Here is a 26,471-nt window from a genome sequence, read left to right as displayed (position 1 = left end):
TGCGCCCATGAGCCGACCCCATAACCGCATGCGCCCGATCCACCCGGGCGAGATCCTGCGCGAGGACTACCTCGCCCCGTTGAACATGACGCCCAACGCGCTGGCGACGGCATTGCGCGTGCCGGCCACGCGCATCCACGCCATCGTCAACGGTGAGCGCGCCATCACCGCCGACACCGCCGAGCGCCTGGCCGTCTACTTCGGCGGCGACGCCGCGAGCTGGATGGCCCTCCAGGCGGAGTACGAGCTGAAAACACTGCCCAACCGCGACGCCATCCTGCGCGAGGTGCATCCGCGTTCCGCAACGGCCTGACGGCATGCAATACCGCGCTGCTCGGTCGCCCTCGACAGGCTGATCTGAGTATTGGGTATTCAAGGCGCGAGGGCTGCAATGCAATTGCGAAGCAATGAATTGCCCTGGAGACGCGGCAACGCGGTACCGACGACGCCCGTCGAACCCGCGCCGAAAGACTCCCCCTGGAACTTCGAGTCCAATGGGCCGGCCACCGACGCCGCGGCGGAGGTTCAACCAGCCACGCCGGCGCGGGGTGATCCGTTGCGGTGAGGGGGCTGATCCCGTGAGGAGGTCGCGCCGCAACGATCAGCAAGCCCAGCTGTCATATGGGATCGAATGGCTCTTGAGGTACTGTCCGAAGGACCGTTTCCTTCCACTCGCCATCTGTCAACCAATGTTTGTCATCAATCAATTGGCGGACGCGACCCTTAAGTGCGTCCATCTCTAGTTTGATTGAACGAAAGCTGTTGTTGCGGGGGTTGTCGTCCACCCAGAGGATGCGCTTGCCGGTGGTCAGCGGTTGCGGTGCGGGCGCGGCGGCGGCCACGGGCACGGGGCTGGCGGCCAGGCGCTGCTCCAGTTCGGCCAGCTTGGCCTGGACGTCGCTCATGACCTGGCGCTGCTGCTCGGAGGCTTCCTCCATGCTCAGCTCGTTGCCGGCCACCTTGATGCTGAACTTGCGTCCGCGCGCGGAGTCGACGAGGTTGCGGATGGGCTCGTACAGCTTGTAGAGCAGGACCGCGAAGACCACCGGCCAGGCGAACGACGCGGCGGCGGCGATGAGTTTGGCGAGGCTGTCCAGCTTGGCTTCCATTCCACTGCACTCCTTGGGCGGTGCACTGCTTGCTTACGCAGGCGGTGCGCGGCGGCGGCCAGGTGGGCGACGGCGGGGCGCTTTGGCATTCGACCGGGGTTTTAGCGTTTGCCTTGGCCGGTCGCGTCGGTGCGGGTGGGGTGTCCCGGGTGCGCTTCGCTTACCCGGGCTACTTAGGCTCTCTGGCCAGAGGAACCTCGGTCGCGGATCATGGTTCGGCGACCGGCGCATTCGCCGGGGCAGAACAACCGTCACTGCGAGGGGTTTCGTGTCAAAGCCGTTGGAACTCGATAGCACCACGTTGGACGCAATTCGCGAGTTCCTGCGTGCGTCCACGTCCGGCCGTGGCACCGCTGAAGCGACGGCCCGCCTGGTCGCGCAGACAGACCGTGTCCCGCTGGCCCATCTGGATGGGTGGGAACGCTCGATTCGCAGCGAGCTCTACACGATCGAAGTGGAGCGCTCACCGGTTCCATGGTGGCGTCGCGAGCCGCGGAAGCGCCCCCTCTCCTGGCTCGACCTATGCAGCAGGGATGGCCACGCCCGAGAAAAGACGCTGCGGTGCCTTTCCACCGGAGCGCCGAACGCGCTCCTTCTGGCGCTGGCGATGCGTCGGCTCAACGATTGGGTGCCACAGGTGCGCCAAGCCGCGCGCGAACACCTTCCGCTCATCGCGGGGCGCTCCAATCCTGACCACGTGGCCGACGCGCTGTGGGAGACGCTGGTGCATCAGATCTCCTGGGGCCGGATGGAGCATGCGGACCGTGAAGTCCTCGACGCGATGGTCACCGTGGAGCCAGTCGCCATCGCGCTCAAGAAACGGATCGTGACGGCAACGGCGGGGCCGGCAGCATCCATGCTTGCGCAAGTCGGGCGCTCGCCCGTTTTCGACCGCTGGCTGACGGAGATCGCACGCGATGCGATGCAGCCGTCCGTGCGTGCACGGGCATGCCGCGCGCAACTGGAAGGCCGCATGGTCTGGTTCGCCGGAAGAAAGTGGGCATGGAGCGACCTGAAGTGGGCCAAGGGAAAGTTCGAACCGGTGCTGGAAGAGCGGCTACTCACCCTTGAGTTTCCTTTCGCGGACACTTTGAAGTGCACGCTAGAGGATAGGTCGCCGTTGGTCCGTTACGTCGGCGGCGAGTTTCTCCTCAAGCATCTGCATTCGATGGGCGAGGAAGCGCTTTGGGCGGCAAGGAAGCTGGCGTCGGATCGATCCCCTCACGTGGCCGCTCGCGGCCGCTTTATGCTGCGGGAACTCGGCGAGCCGACGTGAACGCAATGGAAGACGGGGCCGTATCGGCTGCGTCCCGGCCTAGGGGTTGCAACGTTGGAGTAATGTCGATGCTCGGCGTTGGCGGGACGCAGGATTGATTCGCGTCGCGGGGAGCACATTGCGTGGCATCTTGGGGACGATGCAACCAACGCAGTATCCGTACTTCGGCAAGCAGGTTTTCACATCGTTAGGAGGAAGGGATGAATCCGTATCAGCCGCCATCGGCGAAGGTCGCGCAGAAGAAACGTACGTTTGCCTCGACGGTTATCGGCCTGGGGTGTGTTGTCTTCGGCGGGCTACTCTTCCTGTCGAGCATCGGCCAGTTGTTGGGTGGAAGCACCGTGCCGCACCAGAACGCCGACGAAGCGCGCGGCGGCATGATCGCAAGCGTTCTCATCGCGGCCGCCTCGGCGTATCTGGTGCTGTATGGGTTGAAGAAGCTCAAGGGACGCGCTGCCCCGGCTGCCGCCGATTCGTCGTCTGCACCACCGGAGGCGTGAGATGCGCAAGGTCCTGTGGTGGCTCTATCTCGCCGTGATGGCGTTGAACATCGTGTGGCTGCTGGTGTCGGAACCTTCGCAAATCGGCAGCTGGGTGTATGCGGCGCTTGGCGCGTTGGGGTTGGTGGGGTTGGCCGGTTATATCGCCAACACGCAGTACGGTCCGCGCCTGCTGTGGCAAGCCGTGTTTGCGGGGTTGCTCGCCGTCAACGTAGCTCTGGTGGCGAAGGCCGTGATGGACCGCCAGTCGGACTTGCTGTTTGCAGGCGTGGCGTTCGCGGCGTTGCTGATGTTGCCGTGGTTCTTCGCGCTGTGGCGGTATGCGTTCTCCTTGCCGGATGGGGCTGCGCGCGTTCCCGTCGGTGACTAACGACACGCGACGCCTCCGTCGAGCCGCTTCGATACTCGGCCTCGATCTCCGCACAAGGACCGTCGCGATGCTGGCTGCTCACACTGCACGGCCCCGGTTCCGGTGGTTGCAGCGCATGGCGTTCGCGACGCTGCTGTGCATCCCGCTGGCCGGAGGGGCACAGCCGGTGACGGACGCAGCGCTGCACAAGGCGATGACCGATCTGCTCGCCGCGCAGGGCTTGCAAGGCGCCGTGTGGTCGACCGTCGCGGACGATGGCGGCATCGCCGTCGATGCCGCGGGAACGCGGGATGCGCGAACGGGTGCGGCACTGCACCCGCAGGATCAGGTGCACGTCGGCTCGGTCGCCAAGACCGTGCTGGCGACGGGCGTGCTGCGATTGGTCAGCCAGCGGCGTCTGTCGCTGGACACGCCCGTGTCGGAATTGCTGCCCGGCGTCGCGTTCGACAACCCGTGGGCGTCGGACAGCCCCGTGCGCGTGCGTCACCTGCTGGATCACACGGCCGGCCTGGACGATGCGCGCCTTGCCGACATGTTCAGCCTGATGGCGCGTGCGGATGCGCCGCTGTCGGCGTTCCTCGATGGCCGCACGCTGCGTGTGCGCAGCCGTCCGGGCAGCCGGCATTCGTACTCCAACACGGGCTACACGCTGCTGGGCATGGTGATCGAGGCGGTGACGGGCGCGCGTTACGAGGCGTGGCTCGACGCAAACCTGCTGCGTCCGCTGCGCATGCACGACAGCACGTTCGCCTTCACCACGCAGGAAGGCGCGGGCGCGAATCCGCGCGTGGCGATGGGGCATTTCGAGAACGGCGTTGCGCATGCGGCGGTGCCGATGTTCCTGCGCCCCGCCGGGCAGTTCACCACCACGGCGGAAGACATGGGGCGTTTCGCGCGTTTCCTGATGAGCGACGGACGCATCGATGGAACGGCCTTCATCGACCCCACGCTGCTGCGCGCCATGGGCCAACCGGAAGGCACCGAAGCGGTCCAGGCCGGGCTGCGCGTCGGCTACGGCCTGGGAATGGCGACGCGCGACCGCCATGGCGCCGTAGGCAAATGCCACGGCGGGAGTACGGTCGGATACCGCGCGATGCTCTGCGTCTTTCCGCAGCACCAGCGTGCGTTCTTCATCGCCCTCAATGCCGATCACGAAACCGCCGACTACGGACGGTTCGACCGGCTGCTGATCGAATCGCTCGGCTTGCCGATGGCCGAAGCGCTGCCTCGCATGGGCGAAGCCGGCGATGCGATGGAGGGTTATTACATCCCCTCGCCCAACCGGTTCGCCCGCTTCGAATGGCTCGACGCTACGTTGGGCTTCGTTCGCATCACGCGCGAGGGCGAAGGCGTTCGCTTCGCGCCGCTCCAGTCGAGTGCGCTGATGCTGACGCCCGTAGGCGGCAACCTGCTGCGCGCGGACGATCGCGCTCTCGCATCGCATGCGTTCGTGATCACTGCAGAGGGCACGCGCGCGATCACCACCGGCCTGCAAACCTACGAACGTGTGGCGCTGCCCGTCATTGCCGCACGCTGGGTGAGCCTTGCCGCGGGATTGCTGGGCGTTGCATGGCTTCTGGTCATGGGCGCCGTGCGGTTCGTGCTGGATGGCCGGGATCGCTGGAAGCGACCAGGGGTGATTCCCTTCCTCGGCATCGCGGCGCTGTTGCTGCCGGTGCCCTTGTTCCTGCGCCAGTCGTTCCTGCAATTGGGTGATCTCACGCCGGCCAGCGGCACGCTCGCCGCGGTCACGGCGCTGCTGCCGTTGACGATGGTGCTGGGTCTGATCTTCGGCCTGCGTCGCCGGCCGTGGTCCGCGCTCGACATCGTGGACGTCGTCGCGATGGTGGCCGTGTTGCAGTTGACCGTGGTGCTGGCCTTCGGCGGGCTGCTGCCGCTGCGCCTGTGGGCGTGAGGGTCTCTGCGCCGATCAGAACGCCCACGACAGGAACAGGCGGAACTCCCAGACGTCGTTGTCGCTCTGGCCGAGGCTGAGGTAGCCCGCGCTCGCTTCCACGAACATCGCCTGCGACACGAGGGCGCGCGCACCCACGCGCATCGATCCCAGCCACGCCGATGTGGAGGCCAGGCGCAGGTCCGATGTGAGGATGCCGCCGTCCTGCGGGCGAATGAAGGCGTAGCTCGCGCCGAGCTCGCCATAGGGAATCACGATGCTGCTGGCGGTGTGGACGGTCCTGCTGACTTCCAGATGTCCTTCGATCGTGCCGTTGTCGAAGCTGTCCTGGGCGACTTGCAGCGCGATGGGCGTGTCGAAGACGACGCCGGAGAGCGGGTGGGCGTCGTTGTCGTAGTGGCTGTAGCTGAGGGTGAACTTCGGGCGGAGCGTGAATTCGCCTGCCTGGTACTGCCCCGTGGTGTTCAACGCCAGCGACACGCGCGTGGAGTCGTAGCTGCCGTCCAGCACGGCAATGCGGGTGTCGTTGGACAACCATGCATGCACGGCCGAGGCATCCATCGCCCATCGCGGCGACAGCGCCTGTGCAATGTAGGCGCCGATGCCGTAGCCGTCCGTTTCCTGGCGCAGGTTGCCGTCGAATCCGTTGCTCTCGTTGGTTTCGTACGACACCAGCAAGCCGGCGACGACGTCGTTGTCGTAGCGGCGGTCGGCACCGAGGGTGAAGTAGCTGCCGCTGCCGTCCGTGTCCAGTCCGTGGCGCTCGTCGGAGGTGTCGAGCGCGCGGCCGTCGAACCACAGGTTCCAGCGCGTGGGCGTTGCAAATTCACGACCCGGCGTGATCGGGACGGATTGGCCGAAGCCCGATTGCGCCTGCTCCGCGGTGATGCGATCGCAATAGTCCTCGACGTCCCGTTCGCGGCCATCGCGTGTCCACTGCGCGCAGGTCGCTGCGGCTTCGTCCAGGGCTTCGCGGCGCGCGAGCGTGGTGTCGTCGATCGCAGGCACAGGCGTCATCGGTGCGGTCGGCACGGAGGGAATGGTGCCGGTCGGTGGGACCGGGGCTGCGGGCGAGAGCCCTGTCGGCGGAAGTGTTGCGACAGGAGGCGTCACGCCGCCGGGCAACGTGGGTGTCACCGCAGGCGGCGATGTCGTGGGCACGCCGGGCGTAAGGCCGGAAGGCGGCAGCGTCGCGATCGGCGGCGCGACACCGCCGGGCATCGTGGGCATCGCGCCGGTGGGTGGAAGTGTTGCGACTGGTGGCGCGACACCGCCCGGCAGCGCAGGCATCACACCGGAAGGCGGTGCCGAAGGAAGCGCGGGACGCGCGGGCATCGCACCGCCAGGTGGAAGCGTTGCGACAGGCGGCGCGACACCGCCCGGCACGCCGGAAGGCGGCAGCATGGCGATCGGTGGCGCGACACCGCCTGGCATCGTGGGCATCACACCGCGCGGTGGAAGCGTTGCAATGGGTGGCGCGACACCGCCCGGTACGGTGGGCATCACGCCGGAAGGCGGCAACGTCGCGATCGGGGGCGCAACACGGCCGGGAATCGTGGGCATCGCGCCGGAAGGCGGCGCTGCAGGCAGCGCTGGACGCGCGGGCATCGCGCCGGTGGGCGGACGTGTTGCCATCGGCGGCGCGACACCACCGGGACGCGTGGGCATCACACCGGAAGGCGGCGCGGCGGGGCGACCGGGCAGCGTGGGCATCGCGCCGGTGGGTGGCAGCGTGGCGATGGGGGCGGTAATGCCGCCAGGCACCGAGGGCGTGAGTGGCGTGAGGTCGCCGATCGAAGATCCGCCGGGCGGGCGGATTCCGCCGGGCGGGCGAAGTTCGGGCAACCGGATGAACGACGGAAAGGTGATGCCACCCTTCTGGTTCTGCGAATCGATCATGCACGGCCGATTGCCTTCGATCACGAGCAACTGGTGCACGCCGCCATTGCCGTTGGACACGACGGGCGACAGCGTCACGCGCAGGCCGCGTCGACTGCGCTGCCACTGGTCGACCGTCTGACTGCCCTGCGCCGATTCCAGTTGGAACGAGCCGGCCCCGGTGGCGGACAACCACACCGAGCGGGCCTCGTTGGCCGTGATGCCCAGGTACGCCAGGCCGCGCGGTCTTTGCACTGCTGCGCGAGAGCCGCATCGGGTGCGACCAGCCACGCGAGGCCCAGCAGCAGGGCCATCGGCAATGGGCGATGGACGAGACGAGCCGCCGTGGAGATGGCCTGATCGGATGCCAGGGCAATGTCGCGACTGATCGGCTTGCGCATGGCTCCCCCAACACAAGGGCGGTCTACGCGACTGGAAATCCCGCTCCGGAGCGGGCCGAAGCAAGCGCAGATTCTTCTGCTGGCCCGATCATCAGCGCGTGACGATTGGCGTGGAGCGGATCAGGAGGGGGTCGGGAATGGTTTGTCCCTGTGCCGCAGCAGGAAGCGTCCGTGGATAGTGCGCGAACGAACGCCACTGACCACGCAGCGCGCGCCCCGGACGAAACGCTAGACTCGCGCGCAGGGGGATCCATCCATGCGAATCGCACTGCTTCTGCCGGCGTTGCTGTTGAGCGCGCCGGCCATGGCCCATCGTTGGGTCGAGACCGGTATCGACGACGGTTCAGGCATTTATGTGGACGCCAACACGATGCGCCGCAACGGCGACATCGTGGAGGCGTGGGCGTTGATCGACGAGACCGTGGCGGCCGATGCGCAGTACGACGGCGAGCAGCGCGTGCGCGCACGCCATCACGTCCTGCGCGTGCGTTTCGACTGCGCGGCGCGGCGGTTCGGCACGCTTTCGGTCGTGACTTACGCCAGCACCGATCGCGGCACGGAACTCTCGCGCCGCGACACCTACGCGCTGGACACGCTGGACGCCGTCGAGCCGAACACCGACCAGGCGGCCTCGCTGGACTTCGCCTGCGCTTACATGCGCGCCGAGCCGTGGGCGCTGGACGCCGCGCAGACGCGCGCGCGGCAGCCGGGCGCGGGCATGGCCGTCGTCTCGCCGCAGGGCGGGTTCCTGGCTGCGATGGAGCAGCAGCGTCTGATGCGCGAATTGCCACTGGCCGATGGCACCGCGCGCGTCGTTGCCACGGTGGGACGCGAATCGTCCGCCCGTCCAGGCCGTGTGTTCAAACCGTCCGACGTGCTGGAGGCGACGGCGACGATCACGCCCGAACTGCCGGGCCCGGCGACCATCACCGCGCACTGGTTCGCCGCGGGCGGGAGCGAGGCCATCTCCGTCGGACGCGCGGACCGGTTGCTGGAGCAGGCGCCGTTCACCGAAACCTTCCTCGTGCGTCCCACGCCGACGTGGCCGGTGGGCGCGTATTGCGTCGAGCTTCGTGTGAACGAGCAAACGGCGGCGACGGTGATGTTCGAAGTTCGATAGCCACCGCAGTGCTAAGGTCCGGACCGGGGACCGTTATCGATCGGGGATGGGATGTCCATGGTGATCAAGACCGAAACCGCGATCCTCGCCGGCGGTTGCTTCTGGGGCATGCAGGCGCTGCTGCGTCGCGTGCCCACGGTGATGTCCACGCGCGTTGGCTACACCGGCGGCGATGTACTGCATCCCACGTACGACCACCACGGCACGCATGCCGAGGCGATCGAGATCGTGTTCGATCCCGCGCTGCTTTCGTACCGGCAGATTCTCGAGTTCTTCTTCCAGATCCACGATCCGACGCTGTGGAATCGCCAGGGGCGCGATATCGGCACGCGCTATCGCTCGGCGATCTTCTATCTGACCGATGCGCAGCGAGTAACCGCCGAAGCCACCGTTGCGGAGCTGGAAGCGTCCGGCCTGCTTCCGCGCCGAATCGTCACCGCGATCGAACCTGCGGGGCGCTTCTGGGAGGCGGAAGTGGAGCACCAGGACTACTTCGAACACCACCCGATGCAGCATGCATGCCGTCACCTTCCTCCTGGGTGGCGGTTGCCGGCGGTGAACGTGTGATCTGGTTGCGACGGCTTCTCGTCAAGGCCAACGTAGCCCGGGTAAGCGAAGCGCACCCGGGTTCCACCGTGCCCCTCCACCTTTCCTCGTGTCGTTGCGACGCTGTCGGTCTCGTCCGCAAATCGACTCCGGCGCGCTCGCACCCGGGTGCGCTTCGCTTCGGGCTACGAGGTTGCTCAACCGTGCGCACCGCTCTCAGACCGTGAAGCGAAAGCGCAGCGGCGACCGGAGGCTCGATTACTCCGTGCCCAGCTTCCATTGCTTCTTCAGCGCGCTGCTCATGGCCTCGGAGACATCGCCCTCGCTGGCCGCAGTGAAGGATGCCCACGCCTTGGTCCATGCGTCCGGTCGCCCCACTTCGGCGACGGTCACTTCCAGTGCGGCCATCGAGGATTCGGCCCCTTCCGGCAAGCGCGGCGGCATCGGCAGGACGGCCGCCTTCGACCAGTCGGGCGTCTCCACGTCCATGCAGTTCCCTGTGGGGAGCCGCTTGCCGTCGGCGTCGCAGTCGTCATCGATGAGCACCGCTTCCTTGCCGTCGCGCTCGCTCGTCCAGTAGTAGCCGGCGCCGTCTTTTGCGCCGATGGCCTGCACGGCCAGTCCCGCCGAGAACGCGAGGCGGCCCTTGGAGTGGCGCGGAACGAAGCGGTTGAACTCGTAGCCCAGCGGGAGCGCCTTGAGTGCGCCGCCTTCGCGGCGAAGCACGAAGATCATCGTCGAGGCCAGTTCGACCTTGGGTTTCGGACAGTCCGCCAAGGCATCGACTTGCTGCGTGCAGTACCAACGTTTCGGTTGAGCTTGCCAATCGCAGCGGCGTATCGGATGCATACACCAATCTGTCGTCCGCGCTGATGTCGAGAACTCACTCGTCCGCGTTCGACCTTCGCTTCCTCCTGAACAGCGCGAAGTCCGGTGGACCCATTGCAGGCCTTCGGTATCGGATCACGTTGGAATCCGGAAAGGTCTTCGAGGGAACTACGGACGCCTTCGGCTTGACCCAGTCAGCCCATTCCGACCTTCCCGAAACCGCAACAATTGAGGTGATCTATGCCGAGGAATCAACCGGACCCGCGGCCCGTACGGATTCCTGCGGGTGTTAACGGCGCCAACCTGGCGCTACGCTGCCAGCGAATCCTCACGCCCGCAGGTGACCGCAACCCGGCGGTCATCCAGATCCCAGCAAGACGGCTGAGCGGCGCATCCTGGGTGTCCGAGTTCCCCACAAGCACGAGCACGGACGACCTGACCTCTCCGTTTCGGGAGAACGCAGCCGCCTTTATCGCAGCACTCCGCAGAGCCGGTGCAGGCGTGACCATATCGGCGACGCTAAGACCCCGTGAGCGCGCCTTTCTCATGCACTGGTCGTGGAAAATCGTCAATGACAACGTCGATCCTCGGAACGTCCCCGCCCATGAAGGAGTGGACATTGAGTGGAAGCATACCGATGACAACGGCGAATACTCGGAACGCGCTTCCCGTGCCGCGGCTACGGCGATGGTGAATGCATACGGCATGCAGAACCTGCGCACGGCACCCGCGCTCAACTCCCGACATATCGAAGGAAACGCGATCGACATGACCATTGGCTGGCAAGGCACGCTAGACATCCAGGTCCCGTCTGGACTCCAAGAGGCTATCGCAACGACTCCGCGCGATGGCATGAACCACGACCTGCGCTCAGTAGGCGCCAGCTATGGCGTCGTCAAGTTCCGTGGCGGCGATAGAGACCGCCCTCATTGGTCCAACGATGGGCGCTGACCATGAAGCCCTCCAACGCAGTTCCTGCACTGCTCGCAGCAATACTCTCCGCTTGCAGCCCACGGGTTGGTTCTCCGCCGAAGCATGCCGACGAAATCCCGAAGGACGTAAGCACCTTCATCGACCGCCGCGATACGTGCGACTACTTCCGCGGGGAGATCCCTGACCCCGGCCAGTCGGATCGCGCACGCGAAGTGGAAGAAGGCCTAAAGGAGTACTGCACCGGCACAGATGAAAGCCTCGCTCACCTGCGCTCGAAGTACGCAACAGATCCACAGATTTCAGCGAAGCTCGCAGAGTATGAGGAGTTGATCGAGGCGCCGTCGCAGAGATGAACCTGCGCATGTCTTGGCCTCGCGATCAGGGCGCATCTGACAATGGTTCCGTGACAACACCCGGGTGCGCTTCGCTTACCCGGGCTACGCTGGCTTGCTGCCACCCTGCGTGGCGAGCGTGTAGCGCCCCGGCTCGATGCGTCGGTTGTTTCCGCGTGGCCGGTTCGCTCCTGGGCCGCGTGTTTCCGCGACGGTGCCGGACAATCCGGGGCCGGTTTGTGCCACGCCGTCGTGATAGACCTGATACCGCCCCACCGTCCTGCGCTTTCCATCGCTGTCGCGACGCTGTTCGCTCTGGCGGACGATGTGGAACTCCCATCCTGTGCCCGTGATCGGCATGTCGTTTCTCCCTGTCTTGCGGTCGCGTGCGCTTCAAACCCGCGGACGTGTCTTCAGCTCCGGTGTCGGGCGGGGCGCACCGAGGTCCAGGCGGGTGTCGGGCCTGGCCACGTTCGTCTTCTCGATCAGTCGCGCCAGCCTGCGTAGGCGCTTGAATACGCCAAGCGCCAATCCGCCCTGCGTGTAGTAGCAACCTTGCGCGTCGCGTTTGAGGTTGTTCAGGCCTTTGAACCGGTAGCTGTACGAGCCCGGCGTTGGGCAGAAGAACCGCGCATAGTCCGCAGGCTTGGAATCGAGCTCGGAACACGTGCCCTCCAGCGAGCCCAGCAGTTCGGCCATGCTTGCCAGCAACAGGCGCAGGCGGATGATCTGGTGGTTGCCCCATCCCATCTCGTGCGGCGTCTTTCCCGCCGGCAGGAATTGCGGATCACCGAAGCGCTCCACGAACTCGATGCCCGCCTTGCGTCCGTATCCGGTCAGCTTCCCGATCAGGTCCTCGTCCATCGAAAGGTTGAGTCCGCCTTCCTTCTTGGTCAGCTGGATCAGGCCGATGCGGTCGCGGAAGCCCGGCAAATGCGACAGGGTTTCGTGGTTCCAGTCTTTCGCCACATGGATGACGGCGCCGAGGAAGTCGGCGAGCGCGGCGAAGCCGCTGCCACCGAAGCGGCGCCACCAGCACAGCCGCGCATCGCCGTTGTCTTTCGGGAACAGCACGCGCTCTTCCTGGCCCTCCTCCGCTCGCCCCAGGTCCAGGCCGAACGTCGGACGGCACGGCAGCGCGCTGTCGAAGAAGTGGATGGGGAAGTTCGATCCCACGCCGCCGTCGGTGAACCAGCACGTTTCCAGTTCGTGGATGGGTTCGGCGTCTGCGGCGTCCTTCTTGTCGGGACGGCGGTTGTAGTCCACCGAATGCAACGGGATCGCGCTCAGCAGCAGCGGAAAGCTCAGGCTCATGCGTACCGCGACGACGACCGGCATGTCATCGGGCATCGTCAGGCGACGGTATCCGGGCGGGTACGGTCCCGGCGCTCCGGCGGGACGCTCGTGCGCGTGCATCCAGGCCATGACGCGTTCGGGAAAGAGCGAGGCGAACTCCGTCTCCTTGTAATAGAACTGCTTGTTCTCGCGCACCTGCGGGTCGTCGCGGAACGGCAGGCGGAACGGCCGCCCCAATGTGAGGCAGGTGGTCATCATCTGCAGGTCGATGTCATGCGCGCGCAAGTCGCCGAAGGTAAGCGGTTTGCCGTCCGCTCCGCCGTGGACCTCGGCCTGGCCGCACAACTCATCCAGATAGTCCGTCAGCCAGACCGTCAGCGCTTCGCCCGTGTTGTCGCCGTCGGCGGGCATTCCCGAGCATGCTCCGAACTTGTTGGCGGGCAGCTCGCGTAGCGCCAGGCGCAGCGCATGGAACAGCAGCACCAGCATCCCGCCGATGACGGCACCTGCCAGCGCCCATGGCCACACCAGCGCGGCACCGCTGCGGGCGACGGCCCAACCGATGGGAACGCCGCCGATAGCCATTCCCAGCACGATGTCCAGGCCAAAGTGCGGGAGCAACGCTTTGATGCCGGCCCATGCGCGGCGCCAGCTCCCACGCGTGCCCATGACGGCGAGGAACACGTCGAACAGCGGCCGCAGCGCGGGCGCGGGTTTGAAGAAGGCCATCAGCTTGGTGCCGCGTCCGTCGGTGGATGGCTTCACCAGATGCGTCGGCAGGGCTTGCAGTAGCTCGAACCCTTTGAAGTCGTTCTGGGCCTTCCGCTTTTTCAGCCGCTGCCGCCCCAGCTCCGCCGCCGCTGCAGCCGCTGCGGCTATCGCGCCGGCACTGGTCCCGCCGATGCTGCGCAGGGTGAATGCCTTGGCGATCTCCACCACGGCCAGCGGATACACGATGCCGCTGGTGATGCCGCCCTTCATGACCAGATCGCATTGCGTCGCGTACACGCGGCCGGCGGCCGGGCCCGTCCCTGTTTCGTCCGTCACCTGGACCTCCTGAGGGCCGCAGTCGCCGACCGCTTCGACGCCGCCAACCCGCTCCTTTTCCCTCGGACTACGCGGAACCGCTGCGGCGAAGGACAGCGGGCTTGCATCCGGTTGGCCGGCGGCGCCGGCGGTGGGCGTTCGGGGCGATAGGACGATCGACACGGAGGAGTCCGTCATGGCCGGCAGCGGGTATCAGTTTCAGAAGTACGTGAAGGACGTCAGGGACAACCGCAGACGCGCCTGCGTTCTTTCCATCGGCGATTCGTGGTTCCAGTACGCGCTGCGCCCGTTCCCGGACCTGCAGCGCCGGATCGAGCTGGATCTGGATGGGAAGGCGCTGATGCTCGACAGCAGCAAGCCCGGGCGGGATGCGAAGAACCTGGTCAGCGATGTGGTGTCGGAGGTGACCTCGTGGGCGGCGTTCATGCAGGACATGCACCGTCCCTTCCAGGCGATCCTGGTGTCGCTGGGCGGCAACGACGTCATCGGCAAGGACTTCGCCACGCATTTGAAGAAGGCCAGCGACCCGCCGGATGTGAAGCCGTGGCCGTGGCAACCCGTTCCTGACGTGGCGCGACGGCACATCAAGTTCACATCGCTCAAGAAGACGTTCGCCGAGGTGCGCGCGGCTTACCAGGCGTTGATCGACCTGCGCAACGCGCACGCGCCAGGGGCGCCGATCATCTGCCACTCCTATGCCGACGTCACGCCGTGCAACGAGAAGTACGAGTTCTTCGGCTTCAAGGCCGGACCGTGGCTGTGGAAGCCGATGCGCGAGTTCGAGCTCACCGACAAGGACGAACAGCGCGTGCTCTCACGCTGGCTGCTTGCGTCGTTTGCGGCGCTGCTGCGGGACGTTGCAACCAACAACACCACCAACGTACTCGATACGCGCGAGGAACTGCCCGACTATGAGGGATGGTGGGACAACGAGATCCATCCGTCGCAGCGCGGGTTCGCATACCTTTCCAAGAAGCATTGGGTTCCGGAGATCAAGCGCGCGATCGGTGCGCGACCGATCATTCGTTCCCGCCCCGTGAAATGAAGAAGGGCGGCCTCACGGCCGCCCTTCCGGTGTTGCAGATCGCGCTTGCTTCAGACGCCCAGCGGATTCGGCTTCTCACCGTCGAGCTTGTACTGCTTGATCGCGCGGGCCACATCCTTCGCCGTCATCTTCCCTTCCGCTGCCAGCGCCGCGATGGCGGCGTGGGCGATGTAGTAGCGGTCCACTTCGAAGTGACGGCGCAGGTTGGCGCGGGTGTCGCTGCGGCCGAAGCCGTCGGTGCCCAGGACGGTGTACTTCATCGGCACGAATTCGCGGATCTGGTTCGCGAAGTTGCGCACGTAGTCCGTGGCGGCAATCGCCGGGCCCTGGCGGCCTTCCAGCAACGTGGTGACGTACGGCTTGCGCTGGGTGCCTTCCGGGTTGAGGCGGTTGAGGCGGATGGCGTCTTCGCCGTCGCGCGCCAGTTCGGTGAAGCTGGGGCAGGACCAGATGTCGGCGGTGACGCCGAAGTCCTTGTCCAGCAGTTCCGCCGCGGCAATGGCTTCGCGAAGGATGGTGCCGCTGCCCATCAGCTGCACGCGCAGTTCGCCCTTCTTGGGCTTGCCGGCGTCCTGCAGCAGGTACATGCCCCTGATGATGCCCTCGCTTGCGCCCTCCGGCATGTCCGGGTGGGCGTAGTTCTCGTTCATCAGGGTGATGTAGTAGTACTCGTCCTGCTGCTCGGTGAGCATGCGCTGCATGCCGTGCTGCAGGATCACCGCGACTTCGAAACCGAACGTGGGGTCGTAGCTGCGGCAGTTCGGGATGGCGCTGGCCAGCAGGTGGCTGTGGCCGTCTTCGTGCTGCAGGCCTTCGCCGTTGATGGTGGTGCGGCCGGCGGTGGCGCCCAGCAGGAAGCCGCGCGCACGCATGTCCGCGGCCTGCCACGCGCTGTCGCCGATGCGCTGGAAGCCGAACATCGAGTAGTAGATGTAGAACGGCAACATCTGCAGGTTGTTGGTGCTGTAGCTGGTGGCGGCGGCCATCCAGCTGGAGAACGCACCTGCTTCGGTGATGCCTTCTTCCAGCACCTGGCCGGCCTCGTCTTCGCGGTAGTACATCAGCTGGTCGCGATCGACCGGCTTGTACTTCTGGCCGTGCTGGGCGTAGATGCCGATCTGGCGGAACAGGCCTTCCATGCCGAACGTGCGCGCCTCATCGGCGACGATCGGCACGCAGCGCGGGCCCACCTGCTTGTCGCGCAGGATGATGTTGAGCGACTGCACGAACGACATCGTGGTGCTGATCTCGCGGTCGCCGCTGCTCTTGAGCAGGCGGTCGAAGGCTTCCAGCTTGGGCACTTCCAGCGATTCGGTGGCCTTGCGACGGCGCTGCGGCAGGTAACCGCCCAGGGCCTTGCGGCGCTCGTGCATGTACTCCACTTCCGGCGACTTCTCGCCCGGGTGGAAGAACGGCACCTTGCCGTCGGCCAGCTGCGCGTCGGTCACCGGGATGTTGAAGCGGTCGCGGAACACGCGCACGGCTTCGTCGTCGAGCTTCTTGGTCTGGTGCGTGGGGTTGAGCGATTCGCCCGCCGCGCCCATGCCGTAACCCTTCACCGTCTTGGCGAGGATGACGGTGGGCATGCCCTTGGTGTTCACCGCTTCGTGGTACGCGGCGTAGACCTTGTGCGGGTCGTGGCCGCCGCGGTTGAGGCGCCAGATGTCGTCGTCGCTGAGGTTGGCGACCAGCTGCGCGGTCTCCGGGTACTTGCCGAAGAAGTTCTCGCGCGTATACTTGCCGCCGAACGCCTTGCAATTCTGGTATTCGCCGTCGACGGTTTCCATCATCAGCTGACGCAGCTTGCCGGTGGTGTCGCGCGCCAGGAGCGGATCCCAGTAGCTGCCCCAGATGGTCTTGATGACGTTCCAGCCGGCACCGCGGAACTGGCCTTCCAGTTCCTGGATGATCTTGCCGTTGCCGCGCACCGGGCCGTCCAGGCGCTGCAGATTGCAGTTGATGACGAAGACGAGGTTGTCCAGGCCTTCGCGACCGGCCACCGAAATGGCGCCGAGGGATTCGGGTTCGTCCGTCTCGCCGTCGCCGAGGAACGCCCACACCTTGCGGTCGGTCTTGGGCAGCAGGCCGCGGCCTTCCAGATACTTCCAGTTGCGCGCCTGGTAGATGGCGGCCAGCGGGCCCAGGCCCATCGACACGGTCGGCACCTGCCAGTAGTCCGGCATCAACCACGGGTGCGGATACGACGAGATGCCGCGGCCGTCGACTTCCATGCGGAAGTTGTCGAGCTGGGATTCGCTGATGCGGCCTTCCAGGAACGAGCGGGCGTAGATGCCCGGCGAGCTGTGGCCCTGCACGCCGATGACGTCGCCCGGATGGTCGCCGTCCGGACCACGCCAGAAGTGGTTGAAGCCCACGTCATAGAGCGTGGCGGCCGACGCGAACGACGCGATGTGGCCGCCCAGGTCGCCCGGCTTGCGGTTGGCGCGCACGACCATGGCCAGTGCGTTCCAGCGCAGGATCGAACGGATGCGCCATTCCATCGCGTGGTCGCCGGGGCTCTTGACCTCCAGGTGCGCGGGAATGGTGTTGATGTATTCGGTGGTCGGCGAGAACGGCAGGTGCGCGCCGGCGCGGCGGGTCACTTCGACCATGCCTTCGAGCAGCTGGTGGGCGCGTTCGGCGCCGTCGCGCTCGATGACGGCCTGGACGGACTCGATCCACTCGCGGGTTTCGGTCGGATCCGGGTCGTTCTGGAGGATGTCGGAGATGACAGCGTGGAGAGACGTCATGCGTATCGCGGCCCCTATTGGCCGCGCCTCGTGTGGGGACGGGTTAGAGCATCGATTCTAACAGGGCGATCCGGGCCGCCGGACCCCGTGAACGGGCCGCAGCGTTGCTACGAAAGGCGAATTGCGGCGCGGGTTTGCGTACGGGGGCGGATGGCGTGGGGAGGCACGCGCCCTCTCCCCTTGCGGGAGAGGGACAGGCCGCCGGAGGCGGCCAGGGAGAGGGGGCCGGGTTGCAGTGACGCAAAGGCGCGTCGGCCGCGCCGACGCTCCCCTCTTCCGCCCTTCGGGCACCTTCTCCCGCAAGAGGAGAAGGAAGCGCAGTCGCCTCGCGCGGCAGGCCGCCGCAACGCCGCCACTAGCGCGGCGGCGCCACCGGCATCCCCAGCACCTGCCGCTGGAATGCCGCCATTTCCGCCCGCGTCACGCGGCCGTCGTGGTCGGCGTCCATGTGTTCGAACAGCGCGCGCGCACCGGCAGCGTGTTCGGCGGCGGTGACCACGCCGTCGCCGTCCAGGTCCATCGGCATCGGGTCGCCGGCCGGCGGCTCAGGCGGTGCCGACGGCGTCGGAACGGGCACGGGTTGCGTTGCCGGAACGGGCGGCACGGGCGCGGTCGGCGTGGTCTGTGCCCAGATCGCGATGGGCACGGCCACAATGGCCAACAGCAGCATTGCTCGGATTGCGACCTTCATGACCCCACCCCTGCAGGACGATTCCGGCCGCCACGTTAACGAGGGGGCCGTGTGCAAACCTTCACGGCGCGCGCACCGACGGCCGGCCGCTGCGCCGCTGGCGTTGGCGCTGTCCGTCGCGCTCGTTGTGCCGGCACACGCGCAGTCGCGCGATTCGGCGACCACGCTCGACACCGTGCAGGTGCTCGGCGCGCGCCACGCGCTGTCGGACTTCCCCGGTTCGATCAGCGTCATCGACGGCGACACGCTGCGCTCGGGTCAGCGCCAGGTGTCGCTGTCGGAAGCGCTGGTGCGCGCACCGGGCATCACCGTGCTGGATCGACAGAACTACGCGCAGGACTTGCAGGTGCAGAGCCGTGGCTTCGGTGCGCGCTCCACGTTCGGCATTCGCGGGATCAAGCTGATCGTCGACGGCATCCCTTCGTCCGCGCTCGACGGACAAGGCCAGGCGGCGAGCTTCCCGCTGAGCGCACTCGACCGCATCCAGGTGCTGCGCGGTCCGCTCGCGCTGCAATACGGCAACGCCGCAGGCGGGGCGATCGTCGGCGAGACGGCGTTCGACGGGCCTTCGGCGGAGGCCGAAGGCTGGGTCGGTTCTGATTCCAGTGCACGCGGCGCAGCGGGATTCGAAGGCGCGACCGGCGACAACGCATGGCAATGGCGCGCGCTCGGCAGTTACTTCACCACCGACGGCGATCGACCGCACAGCGCGGCGCAACGCACGCAGGTGGACGCCGTCGCGCAGTACACGCCCGATGACGATTCGCGCCTGCGCCTGGTGGCCGGAGGCCTGAGCCAGCCGTACACGGACGACCCGCTGGGCCTCACGCGGGCGCAATGGGAGCGCGATCCGCACGGCACCGATCCCGTCGCGGAGCAGTTCGACACGCGCAAGAAGATCGACAACGCGCAGATCGGCGCGCGATGGGAAGACGCGTACGCGCCGGGTCGCGAATACTGGATCGGCGGTTATGGCGTGAAGCGCGACGTGGTGCAGTTCCTCGCCGTTCCGATCGCGGCACAGCGCGCGCCCGGCAGCGCCGGCGGCGTGATCGACCTGGGGCGCACCTCGGCCGGCATCGACGCGGGGCATCGCTGGAGTTTCGATCGCGGCGCGCTGACGGTGGGCATCGAGTCCGGCTGGCTGGACGAAGCGCGGCGCGGCTACGAGAACTTCGTCGGGACGCAACTCGGCGTTCGCGGCGCACTGCGTCGCGACGAAGACAATCGCATCCGCAGCCTGGATGCCTTCGTGCTCGGCGAATTGCGCCCGGCCGATGCGTGGACGCTGCTCGGCGCGGTGCGTCGTTCTGAACTGCGGTTCGAATCCGACGACCACTACATCGCGCCCGGCAACGGCGACGACAGCGGATCGCTGGATTACGGCGAGACGGCCGCGGCGCTGGGTGTGTCGCGCGCGTTCGGTTCGGGTGAGGTGTTCGCCAGCGTCGGTCGGGGTTTCGAAACGCCGACGGTGACGGAACTTGCCTACCGGCCCGACGGCAGCGCCGGCTTCAATACCGATCTGCAACCGGCTCACTTCGATACGGCGGAGATCGGCACGCGTTGGCGCGCGGACTCGGTGGAGGCGAGCGTGTCGGCGTACCGCATCGACGGCGAGGACGAGATCGTGCCGGCGACCAACAGCGGCGGCCGCGCGAGCTTCGCCAATGCGGGACGCACGCGCCGCGAGGGCGTGGAAGCAGGCATCGAGGGCCGCCTCCATCGGCAATGGTCGTACGCCCTGACGGCCAACTGGCTGCGCGCGCGCTTCACCGAAGACTTCTCGTACCGCGTGGCGAGCGGTGCGGTGCAGATCGTCGAGGCGGGCAACCGCATCCCCGGCATCCCGCGCGCGAACGGCTACGCGGAACTGGCCTGGAACACGCGCGATGGCCGCACCGTCGCCGCAATGGAAATGCGCGCCAGCGACGGCATGCCTACCGACGACCGCAACACCGACGCCTCCAACGGTTACGCCACCTTCGCGCTGCGCCTGCAATGGCGCGCGGCGGCATCAGGGTGGTATGGCTTCGCGCGCGTGGACAACCTGTTCGACCGCGACTACGCGGGATCGGTGATCGTCAACGAAGGCAATGCGCGGTATTTCGAACCGGCACCAGGGCGCGGTTTCACGCTGGGCCTGGGATGGAAGGCCGGCGGTTGAGCGCGCGCCGGCGTCGCGCGTGAATGCGAGGTGCGACCGGCCGGCGAATTCATCGCAGGCCGGCCATGCGGCGCATCACGCCCGCTTCGGATCGGGGCCGTAGGCGTTCGGACCGCGATTACCTTCCTGCGCCAGCAGGTAGATGAGGTAGAGGCCCACCACCGGGATCAGGGCGATCAGGATGAACCAGCCGCTCTTGCCGATGTCGTGCAAGCGGCGCGCCGCCACGCCCAGGCCAGGCAGCAGCAGTGCCAGCGCGAGGACGCTGGAGATCCACGGCTGCTTGATCATGTTGGCGATGATGCTGACCACCACGGCCAGGATCACGTTCACCAGCACGAACATCCAGTACTCCTTCCTGCGCGCCCGACCGTTGAAGTCGAAGTAGTGATTGCGCACGACCTTCAGGAACCATTCCATAAGCTTGCTGCCTCTGCGTTTGGGGAGCCCCGAGGCTAGAAGCGGCCGCTTGCACGGGACATCAGACGATTCGCAAAGCGGAAGGGACTTTTCCCGATTGACTATCGGCCCGGCATTGAGCCACCCGCCCCCCTCCATGCATTGCAAGGCGCGGGGACCGTGCAAATCGCACGGCAATGACGGGCAGCCCGCTACGCTCGCCCGCACTGCTGTCCGATCCGCACGGAGGCCGCCCATGCGTGCGCTGCCGATCGCCCCGCTGTCGATGCGCCGCGCGCTGCTGATATCGGGGCTGGTGATGCTGGTGGCGGGATGCCGCACGGCGCCCCCGCACGAGGCCGCGGTGCCCGACGCCGGAACCGCGACCACCACGCCGCCCGCCGTCACGGTGACACGAGGCGAGTTCACCGTGCCCGCCGACAAGCTGGACGTGTGGAATGCGGTCGGCCAGATCGTCGTGAACATGCGCGGTGTCGAATACCTCGGGCGAGCGCAGATGCTCGACCTGTATTCGCTGCGCTACCGAGGCGTGGAGTTCCTGGTGCTGACCAAGGCGATGACCGCTGCGGAGACGGGCAATCGCACGCTCACGCGCGTCACCGCGACGACATCGGCGGGCAAGCGCATCGACAACGACGCGACGGCCGAGCTGCTCGGCATGCTGCAACGCGAACTGCCGGCGGAAGTCGAGCGCGTCCGCGCGCGCCAGGCGGTGCCGAAGAAGAAGGGGAAGAAACCGTGAAGCCCCGCTGCGTGCCGCGCGACAGAAAGCCGCGCGGCACCGGCATCGTCACGGCATCTGCGCGCCGCCCTGCCCCAACGCCGCGCGGATCTGCGCATCCACTGCGGCGATCGCGGTCATGTTCACCACGCGGCGCGGCGTCGAAGCCGGCGTGAGGATGTGCGCGGGCTTGTCCAGGCCCATGAGGATCGGGCCGATCGCCACGCCCTCGGTCATCACGCGCACCATGTTGTAGGTGATGTTGGCCGCATCGAGGTTGGGCATCACGAACAGGTTGGCGCGGCCCTTGAGCAGCGTGTTGGGGAAGATGCGGTGGCGCAGTTCTTCGTCCCACGCGGTGTCGGCCTGCATCTCGCCGTCGACTTCCAGCTTCGGGTAGCGCTGCTTGATGAGCTGGAACACCTTGCGCATCTTCGCCGCCGACGGGTTGTCGTGGCTGCCGTAGTTGCTGTGCGACAGCAGCGCGACCTTGGGCTCGATGCCGAACAGCTTCAGGCGGAAGGACGCCTGCAGCGCGGCCTCGGCGATCTGCTCGGCCGTCGGGTCGCACTGCACGTGCGTGTCCAGGAAGAACCACACGCCCTGGTCGTTGATGACGCCGGTCATCGCCGCCGTGCCGGTCACGCCGCGGTCGAAATCGAACACGCTGCGCAGGTAGCCCAGCTTCTTGTGGAAGCGGCCGACCAGGCCGCAGATCATCGCGTCGGCTTCGCCGCGCTCGACCATCAGCGCGGCGATCAGCGTCGGACGCGAGCGCAGCAGGTTCTTCGCCGCGGCCGGCGACACGCCTCGACGTTCGGTCAGCGCGTGGTACTGCTGCCAGTAGTCGTTGAAGCGCGGGTCGTCGTTGATGTTGGTCAGTTCGAAATCGATGCCCGCGCGCATGCGCAGGCCCAGGCGCTTGATGCGCGTGTCGATGACGTCCGGACGGCCGATGAGGATGGGATGGGCGAGCTTCTCGTCGATCACCGTCTGCACGGCGCGCAGCACGGTTTCCTCTTCGCCCTCGGCGTAGACCACGCGCTTGCGGTCGCTGCGCGCGCGGTCGTACACGGGCTTCATCACCAGGCCCGTGCGGTAGATGAACGTGCCGAGCTTTTCCTCGTACGCCTCCATGTCTTCCATCGGGCGCGTCGCCACGCCCGACTCCATCGCCGCACGCGCGACGGCCGGCGCCAGCTTCACCAGCAGGCGCGGGTCGAACGGACGCGGGATCAGGTATTCGGCGCCGAACTCCGGCACTTCACCGCCGTAGGCCGCGCCCAGGTCGGCCGATTCCATGCGCGCCAGTTCCGCGATGGCGCGCACGCAGGCGAGCTTCATCGCCTCGTTGATGCCGGTGGCGCCCACGTCGAGCGCGCCGCGGAAGATGTACGGGAAGCACAGCGCGTTGTTGACCTGGTTCGGGTAGTCCGAACGGCCAGTGGCGATGATGCAGTCCGGACGGACCTTCTTCGCGTCTTCCGGCAGGATTTCCGGATAGGGGTTGGCGAGCGCGAGGATGATCGGCTTGTCCGCCATCGTCGCGACCATCTCCGGCTTGAGGATGCCGCCGGCCGACAGGCCCAGGAACACGTCCGCACCGGCGACGATCTCGGCCAGCGTGCGCGCATTCGTATCGCTGGCGTAGCGCGCCTTGTCGGGGTCCAGGTGCGGGCGGCCGGCATAGATCACGCCGTCGCGATCGAAGGCGGTGATGTTCTCCTTCTTCACGCCCAGCGCGACCAGCATGTCCAGGCAGGCGATGCCCGCCGCGCCCGCGCCGGTGGTGGCCAGCTTGATCTGGCCGATGTCCTTGCCCACCACTTCCAATGCGTTGAGCACCGCGGAGCCGACGATGATCGCGGTGCCGTGCTGGTCGTCGTGGAAGACCGGGATCTTCATCCGCTCGCGCAGCTTGCGCTCGACGATGAAGCACTCCGGCGCCTTGATGTCTTCCAGGTTGATGCCGCCGAAGGTCGGCTCCAGGCTGGCGATGATGTCGACCAGCTTGTCCGGATCGCGCTCGTCGATCTCGATGTCGAACACGTCGATGCCGGCGAACTTCTGGAACAGCACGCCCTTGCCTTCCATCACCGGCTTGCCGGCCAGCGGGCCGATGTCGCCCAGGCCCAGCACGGCCGTGCCGTTGCTGATGACCGCCACCAGGTTGCCGCGCGCGGTGAGCTCGCTGGCCAGGCCCGGGTCCTCCACGATCGCCTCGCAGGCGTAGGCCACGCCGGGCGAGTACGCCAGGGCGAGGTCGCGCTGGGTCACCATCGGCTTGGTGGCGGAGACCTTGATCTTGCCGTGGGGCGCGAGGCGGTGGTACTCCAGCGCGGCGTGCTTGAGCTCGTTGGCGGACGACGATTGTTCGGACATCAGGGCGGAAACCACGGTCGGGCCGCCGATTCTAGCCGCTTCGCGCGGGGCGCGAGGACGGCGGGGTATGGCGCAGGTGCGCGGCATTGCCCAGAATTCGACCTTCTTCACGGAGTCGGGGCGCAATGGACAGGAAAGGCCAAGCGGGTGGGTGGCCCGCGATTGCCGTTGCGCTGGCGGTCGCCCTGTTCCAGTTGCCGTTGATCCTCAACCCGGGCTATTTCAGCCACGACGAGCTGCAATGGGCGGCGCACGCCACCGATCCGGCGTTCGCGATGTCGGTGGAAGGCATCTGGCGGGACACGCAGATCTTCCAGTACCGGCCCCTCACCTTCTCGCTGTGGATCTGGCTGTCGCGCCTGTTGTTCGACCAGCCGTTCGCGTTCCATGCCGTCCTGGTGGCGTGGGGGGCGCTCAACGCGGCGATGCTGACCTGCCTGCTGTGCCGCTTCGGCCTCGCGACCCGCCCGGCGGTCGCGGCTGCGCTGGTGTTCGCCATGAGCGCGTTCGCGGTGCAGACCCACGGCTGGATCGGGACCATCGGCGATCTGTCATGGGTCAGCTGCGCCCTGCTGGTCGGCCTGCTGGCCCAGCGCGACGGCGCGCGCTGGGCCCTGGTCGCCGGCTCGGGGGCGCTGACCGCCATCGCGCTGCTTTCGAAGGAAGCGGGCATCGTCATTCCGGCGTTGACCGCCCTGGGCTGGCTGATGCTCGGCCGTCGCCCGGCCTGGGCCTGGGCGACGCTGGGCAGCGGCGTGGTCGCGGCGCTGTACCTGGGGCTGCGCCTGGACGCCATCCTGTTCACCCCGCGCACCACCACCAATTACGAATGGAGCGCCTGGTTCGTGCCGCTGCGCTGGGCCGAGTACCAGCTGTTCCCGCCGATGGCGACGCGGGCGGGCATCACCGGGCTGCTGCCGGAGGGCTTCGCATCCCCGCGGGTGTGGTTCGCGGGCCTGGTGTGGCTCGCGATGGCCTGGACGTTCTGGCGGGCCGGCGCACGCTGGTTGCTGGCTTTCGTGTTGATCGGCGCGGCGGCGCTCGGGCCGGTGCTGATCCTGGCCGAGTCGGCGAACCAGTACGGCTACGGCTTCGCCGCGGCCATCGCCGGTCTGGGCGCGGCGCTGTGGTCGCGTACCGATCGCACCGGTCGCATCGTGCTGGTGCTGGCAGCGCTGCTCAGCGTGTGGCACGGCGTCAACGTCATGCGGCGCATGCACGAGGTGGGTGAGCTGCAGTCGCGGTTCTCGCCGGCGATGGCGCAGGCGGTGTCCGCCGCGGACCACTATCCGGTGCGCCTGCGTGCGCTGGATCCGGGCCAGCACTGGATCTACCTGCGCCTGTCCCACCAGATCCACAGCTACCACGGCGTGGCCATCGGCGATCGCGTGCAGTTGGTCGCCAGCGACGCGCCGGCCGACTACGTGATCGGCAAGGACGGCGCGCTGACACCGGCGCGCTGAGGATTCACAGGTCCGGAACGTGGCCGTCCGCCATGATCCGGTCCATCTGGATCCGGTTGGCGAACAGCGAGAAGGCCAGCATGCCCGCCAGCCCGTTGGCGCGGGCCACCCATTGCGGCAACCAGCGCGCGGGTTTGAGGACGTTGTCGGCGAACAGCGGCTCGAAGCGCTGCACGTCGGCCAGCGTCATCTTGCCGGCGAAGAGCCAGCGGCACAGTTGCAGCTTCTGCTCGCGCAGCGCCCAGCGGAAGAAGGTGTGCACGCCGACCAGCCCGCGCAGGTACACGGTGTCCTTGGTGAACGCGCTGCCGCCCGTGGTCGGCACGCCACGGAACACGCGCTGGGCCGAGGAGAAGCTGTCTTCCGGTGACTGCCCGGCATCGAGGAAATAACGGAACACCTCGATGAAATCCGCACCGCCCAGCGCCATCGCCACGGCCTCGATGCGCAGGCTGATGCGCTTCATGCGGCCGATGTCGATGCTGCCGGTGATCTGCTCGGCGAACGTCGCCAGCCCTTCCTGCGTGGCGGTGATGCGCGGCGAGGACAGCGCCATGCTCGCCAGCACCGGCTGTTCGCGGCCGTTGAGCGCGGTCAGCGAATGCACGAAGGCTTCGTGTTGCAGCAACTGGTGGCGGTCGTAATCGCTGAACGCCGCGCCGTGACGCAGGCGGATGCGCGTGGCGCCGGCCGCGGCCTTGGCGATGAGGTCCGGATCGAGCACCACCTCGATCACGCGTCCGTCGAAGTAGTCGTCGAGTTCGCGCTGCAATTGCAGCTGCAGCGCGGTGGCGGAGATGGTGACGTGCTCGGCCGGGGCCATGAGTTGGTGGTCGAGTTCGTCGGCGATGGAGATGAAATGACGCGCGGCCTCGCGCGTGGTCGGGCCGTCGCCGGGAAGCGCTTCGTCGGGGCGGCCGAACAGCTGCACCGACAGGTCGGTCACCTCGCGCGTGCCCAGGCGTTCGCACAGCGCGGCGGCGATCGACCAGCTGCGTGCGGATTCGATCAGGTATTCGCCCAGCGGGTGCGCGGGATCGGCCGCGGCGATGATCGCGTCGAGTTCGGCGCGGGTCTGGCTGAAGTCGAGCCTGGGGTACTCCGGCTGGGGCAGCTTCACCGCGCCGCGTTCGTACTCGGCGAGGAAGTTCGCCTCCTGCCCGGCCGGCCAGCTCACCCGCGCCAGCAGGCGGATGTCCCGCGCGGCGGCAACCATGCGCGCGTCGAGGGCGGCGTGGTGGGCGATGTCGGGGGCGAGGGTGTCCATATCTATCTCTTCCT

Annotated in this window: 23 protein-coding genes; 13 read left to right on the top strand and 10 right to left on the bottom strand. The window is 67.2% G+C overall.

Going from position 1 to position 26,471, the window contains the following annotated elements:
• Positions 1-7 precede the first annotated feature (7 nt).
• A complete protein-coding gene (locus tag JI752_RS15275) occupies positions 8-313 on the top strand; it encodes a HigA family addiction module antitoxin (RefSeq protein WP_216965666.1) in 306 nt (101 codons plus the stop codon).
• A 304-nt stretch (positions 314-617) separates the two neighbouring features.
• On the opposite strand, the gene JI752_RS15270 is transcribed toward JI752_RS15275, so the two are convergent.
• Positions 618-1,109: a hypothetical protein gene (locus JI752_RS15270; RefSeq protein ID WP_216965663.1), complete on the bottom strand. Its 492-nt coding sequence runs from the start codon at positions 1,107-1,109 to the stop codon at positions 618-620.
• A gap of 268 nt (positions 1,110-1,377) precedes the next feature.
• Between JI752_RS15270 and JI752_RS15265 the strand changes: the two genes are divergently transcribed.
• The 4 genes from JI752_RS15265 to JI752_RS15250 all read left to right on the top strand — a co-directional run bounded on the left by JI752_RS15265 (position 1,378) and on the right by JI752_RS15250 (position 5,170).
• Positions 1,378-2,385 (top strand): hypothetical protein, encoded by a 1,008-nt coding sequence (locus JI752_RS15265; protein ID WP_216965662.1) that lies wholly within the window; start codon positions 1,378-1,380, stop codon positions 2,383-2,385.
• Between the two features lie 200 nt (positions 2,386-2,585).
• Positions 2,586-2,885: a hypothetical protein gene (locus tag JI752_RS15260; RefSeq protein WP_216965660.1), complete on the top strand. Its 300-nt coding sequence runs from the start codon at positions 2,586-2,588 to the stop codon at positions 2,883-2,885.
• A gap of 1 nt (position 2,886) precedes the next feature.
• Entirely contained in the window at positions 2,887-3,255 is a 369-nt protein-coding gene (locus JI752_RS15255; protein WP_216965658.1) for a hypothetical protein, read from the top strand.
• 115 nt (positions 3,256-3,370) lie between these two features.
• On the top strand, positions 3,371-5,170 hold the full coding sequence (locus JI752_RS15250; RefSeq protein WP_216965656.1) for a serine hydrolase domain-containing protein: 1,800 nt from the start codon (positions 3,371-3,373) through the stop codon (positions 5,168-5,170).
• Positions 5,171-5,185: 15 nt separating this feature from the next.
• On the opposite strand, the gene JI752_RS19555 is transcribed toward JI752_RS15250, so the two are convergent.
• Complete coding sequence (locus tag JI752_RS19555) at positions 5,186-7,303, bottom strand: autotransporter outer membrane beta-barrel domain-containing protein (RefSeq protein ID WP_216965654.1); 2,118 nt, start codon at positions 7,301-7,303, stop codon at positions 5,186-5,188.
• A 402-nt stretch (positions 7,304-7,705) separates the two neighbouring features.
• On the opposite strand from JI752_RS19555, the gene JI752_RS15240 reads away from it, so the two are divergent.
• Complete coding sequence (locus tag JI752_RS15240; RefSeq protein WP_216965652.1) at positions 7,706-8,569, top strand: surface-adhesin E family protein; 864 nt, start codon at positions 7,706-7,708, stop codon at positions 8,567-8,569.
• A 57-nt stretch (positions 8,570-8,626) separates the two neighbouring features.
• Entirely contained in the window at positions 8,627-9,136 is a 510-nt protein-coding gene (msrA, locus tag JI752_RS15235; protein ID WP_216966126.1) for a peptide-methionine (S)-S-oxide reductase MsrA, read from the top strand.
• Positions 9,137-9,373: 237 nt separating this feature from the next.
• Here the strand turns inward: msrA and JI752_RS15230 are convergent, their stop codons facing one another.
• The gene (locus JI752_RS15230) at positions 9,374-9,892 is read right to left on the bottom strand and encodes a hypothetical protein (RefSeq protein WP_216965650.1); all 519 of its coding nucleotides are present in this window, start codon (positions 9,890-9,892) and stop codon (positions 9,374-9,376) included.
• A 450-nt stretch (positions 9,893-10,342) separates the two neighbouring features.
• Between JI752_RS15230 and JI752_RS15225 the strand changes: the two genes are divergently transcribed.
• Positions 10,343-10,894 (top strand): hypothetical protein, encoded by a 552-nt coding sequence (locus JI752_RS15225; protein ID WP_216965648.1) that lies wholly within the window; start codon positions 10,343-10,345, stop codon positions 10,892-10,894.
• A 2-nt stretch (positions 10,895-10,896) separates the two neighbouring features.
• On the top strand, positions 10,897-11,229 hold the full coding sequence (locus JI752_RS15220) for a hypothetical protein (protein WP_216965647.1): 333 nt from the start codon (positions 10,897-10,899) through the stop codon (positions 11,227-11,229).
• 84 nt (positions 11,230-11,313) lie between these two features.
• Here JI752_RS15220 and JI752_RS15215 read toward each other — a convergent pair whose 3' ends face one another.
• Together JI752_RS15215 and JI752_RS15210 are read right to left on the bottom strand one after the other, a co-directional pair.
• Complete coding sequence (locus tag JI752_RS15215) at positions 11,314-11,568, bottom strand: hypothetical protein (RefSeq protein WP_216965645.1); 255 nt, start codon at positions 11,566-11,568, stop codon at positions 11,314-11,316.
• Positions 11,569-11,601: 33 nt separating this feature from the next.
• A complete protein-coding gene (locus JI752_RS15210; protein WP_216965643.1) occupies positions 11,602-13,551 on the bottom strand; it encodes a patatin-like phospholipase family protein in 1,950 nt (649 codons plus the stop codon).
• 175 nt (positions 13,552-13,726) lie between these two features.
• Here JI752_RS15210 and JI752_RS15205 point away from each other — a divergent pair, with 175 nt between their 5' ends.
• Positions 13,727-14,596 (top strand): SGNH/GDSL hydrolase family protein, encoded by an 870-nt coding sequence (locus JI752_RS15205; RefSeq protein ID WP_216965641.1) that lies wholly within the window; start codon positions 13,727-13,729, stop codon positions 14,594-14,596.
• Positions 14,597-14,646: 50 nt separating this feature from the next.
• On the opposite strand, the gene aceE is transcribed toward JI752_RS15205, so the two are convergent.
• Both aceE and JI752_RS15195 read right to left on the bottom strand, forming a co-directional pair.
• Complete coding sequence (aceE, locus tag JI752_RS15200; RefSeq protein ID WP_216965640.1) at positions 14,647-17,346, bottom strand: pyruvate dehydrogenase (acetyl-transferring), homodimeric type; 2,700 nt, start codon at positions 17,344-17,346, stop codon at positions 14,647-14,649.
• Between the two features lie 355 nt (positions 17,347-17,701).
• Complete coding sequence (locus JI752_RS15195) at positions 17,702-18,037, bottom strand: hypothetical protein (RefSeq protein WP_216965632.1); 336 nt, start codon at positions 18,035-18,037, stop codon at positions 17,702-17,704.
• Between JI752_RS15195 and JI752_RS15190 the strand changes: the two genes are divergently transcribed.
• On the top strand, positions 18,036-20,204 hold the full coding sequence (locus tag JI752_RS15190; RefSeq protein WP_216965630.1) for a TonB-dependent receptor: 2,169 nt from the start codon (positions 18,036-18,038) through the stop codon (positions 20,202-20,204). The two genes, JI752_RS15195 and JI752_RS15190, sit on opposite strands and share 2 nt — an antisense overlap.
• Before the next feature lie 75 nt (positions 20,205-20,279).
• Here the strand turns inward: JI752_RS15190 and JI752_RS15185 are convergent, their stop codons facing one another.
• A complete protein-coding gene (locus JI752_RS15185) occupies positions 20,280-20,624 on the bottom strand; it encodes a DUF805 domain-containing protein (protein WP_216965628.1) in 345 nt (114 codons plus the stop codon).
• A 235-nt stretch (positions 20,625-20,859) separates the two neighbouring features.
• Here JI752_RS15185 and JI752_RS15180 point away from each other — a divergent pair, with 235 nt between their 5' ends.
• Entirely contained in the window at positions 20,860-21,366 is a 507-nt protein-coding gene (locus tag JI752_RS15180; protein ID WP_216965626.1) for a hypothetical protein, read from the top strand.
• A 48-nt stretch (positions 21,367-21,414) separates the two neighbouring features.
• Here the strand turns inward: JI752_RS15180 and JI752_RS15175 are convergent, their stop codons facing one another.
• On the bottom strand, positions 21,415-23,727 hold the full coding sequence (locus tag JI752_RS15175; RefSeq protein ID WP_216965624.1) for an NADP-dependent malic enzyme: 2,313 nt from the start codon (positions 23,725-23,727) through the stop codon (positions 21,415-21,417).
• A 125-nt stretch (positions 23,728-23,852) separates the two neighbouring features.
• Between JI752_RS15175 and JI752_RS15170 the strand changes: the two genes are divergently transcribed.
• On the top strand, positions 23,853-25,190 hold the full coding sequence (locus JI752_RS15170; RefSeq protein WP_216965622.1) for a hypothetical protein: 1,338 nt from the start codon (positions 23,853-23,855) through the stop codon (positions 25,188-25,190).
• A 4-nt stretch (positions 25,191-25,194) separates the two neighbouring features.
• Here the strand turns inward: JI752_RS15170 and JI752_RS15165 are convergent, their stop codons facing one another.
• Entirely contained in the window at positions 25,195-26,457 is a 1,263-nt protein-coding gene (locus JI752_RS15165; RefSeq protein ID WP_216965620.1) for a flavohemoglobin expression-modulating QEGLA motif protein, read from the bottom strand.
• Positions 26,458-26,471 lie beyond the last annotated feature (14 nt).

The organism is Lysobacter sp. MMG2 (assembly GCF_016735495.2).
Taxonomy (GTDB): Bacteria; Pseudomonadota; Gammaproteobacteria; order Xanthomonadales; family Xanthomonadaceae; genus Lysobacter_J.
This window is presented reverse-complemented; position numbering and strand designations above follow the sequence as displayed.

Bases quoted from the DNA above. Each gene is read 5' to 3' on its own strand.
- JI752_RS15180 (WP_216965626.1), top strand. From the start codon at position 20,860: ATGCGTGCGCTGCCGATCGCCCCGCTGTCGATGCGCCGCGCGCTGCTG.
- JI752_RS15275 (WP_216965666.1), top strand. From the start codon at position 8: ATGAGCCGACCCCATAACCGCATGCGCCCGATCCACCCGGGCGAGATC.
- msrA (WP_216966126.1), top strand. From the start codon at position 8,627: ATGGTGATCAAGACCGAAACCGCGATCCTCGCCGGCGGTTGCTTCTGG.
- JI752_RS15165 (WP_216965620.1), bottom strand. From the start codon at position 26,457: ATGGACACCCTCGCCCCCGACATCGCCCACCACGCCGCCCTCGACGCG.
- JI752_RS15255 (WP_216965658.1), top strand. From the start codon at position 2,887: ATGCGCAAGGTCCTGTGGTGGCTCTATCTCGCCGTGATGGCGTTGAAC.
- JI752_RS15170 (WP_216965622.1), top strand. From the start codon at position 23,853: ATGGACAGGAAAGGCCAAGCGGGTGGGTGGCCCGCGATTGCCGTTGCG.
- JI752_RS15205 (WP_216965641.1), top strand. From the start codon at position 13,727: ATGGCCGGCAGCGGGTATCAGTTTCAGAAGTACGTGAAGGACGTCAGG.
- JI752_RS15195 (WP_216965632.1), bottom strand. From the start codon at position 18,037: ATGAAGGTCGCAATCCGAGCAATGCTGCTGTTGGCCATTGTGGCCGTG.
- JI752_RS15260 (WP_216965660.1), top strand. From the start codon at position 2,586: ATGAATCCGTATCAGCCGCCATCGGCGAAGGTCGCGCAGAAGAAACGT.
- JI752_RS15175 (WP_216965624.1), bottom strand. From the start codon at position 23,727: ATGTCCGAACAATCGTCGTCCGCCAACGAGCTCAAGCACGCCGCGCTG.
- JI752_RS15190 (WP_216965630.1), top strand. From the start codon at position 18,036: ATGACCCCACCCCTGCAGGACGATTCCGGCCGCCACGTTAACGAGGGG.
- JI752_RS15220 (WP_216965647.1), top strand. From the start codon at position 10,897: ATGAAGCCCTCCAACGCAGTTCCTGCACTGCTCGCAGCAATACTCTCC.
- JI752_RS15185 (WP_216965628.1), bottom strand. From the start codon at position 20,624: ATGGAATGGTTCCTGAAGGTCGTGCGCAATCACTACTTCGACTTCAAC.
- JI752_RS15270 (WP_216965663.1), bottom strand. From the start codon at position 1,109: ATGGAAGCCAAGCTGGACAGCCTCGCCAAACTCATCGCCGCCGCCGCG.
- JI752_RS15240 (WP_216965652.1), top strand. From the start codon at position 7,706: ATGCGAATCGCACTGCTTCTGCCGGCGTTGCTGTTGAGCGCGCCGGCC.
- JI752_RS15215 (WP_216965645.1), bottom strand. From the start codon at position 11,568: ATGCCGATCACGGGCACAGGATGGGAGTTCCACATCGTCCGCCAGAGC.
- JI752_RS15250 (WP_216965656.1), top strand. From the start codon at position 3,371: ATGGCGTTCGCGACGCTGCTGTGCATCCCGCTGGCCGGAGGGGCACAG.
- aceE (WP_216965640.1), bottom strand. From the start codon at position 17,346: ATGACGTCTCTCCACGCTGTCATCTCCGACATCCTCCAGAACGACCCG.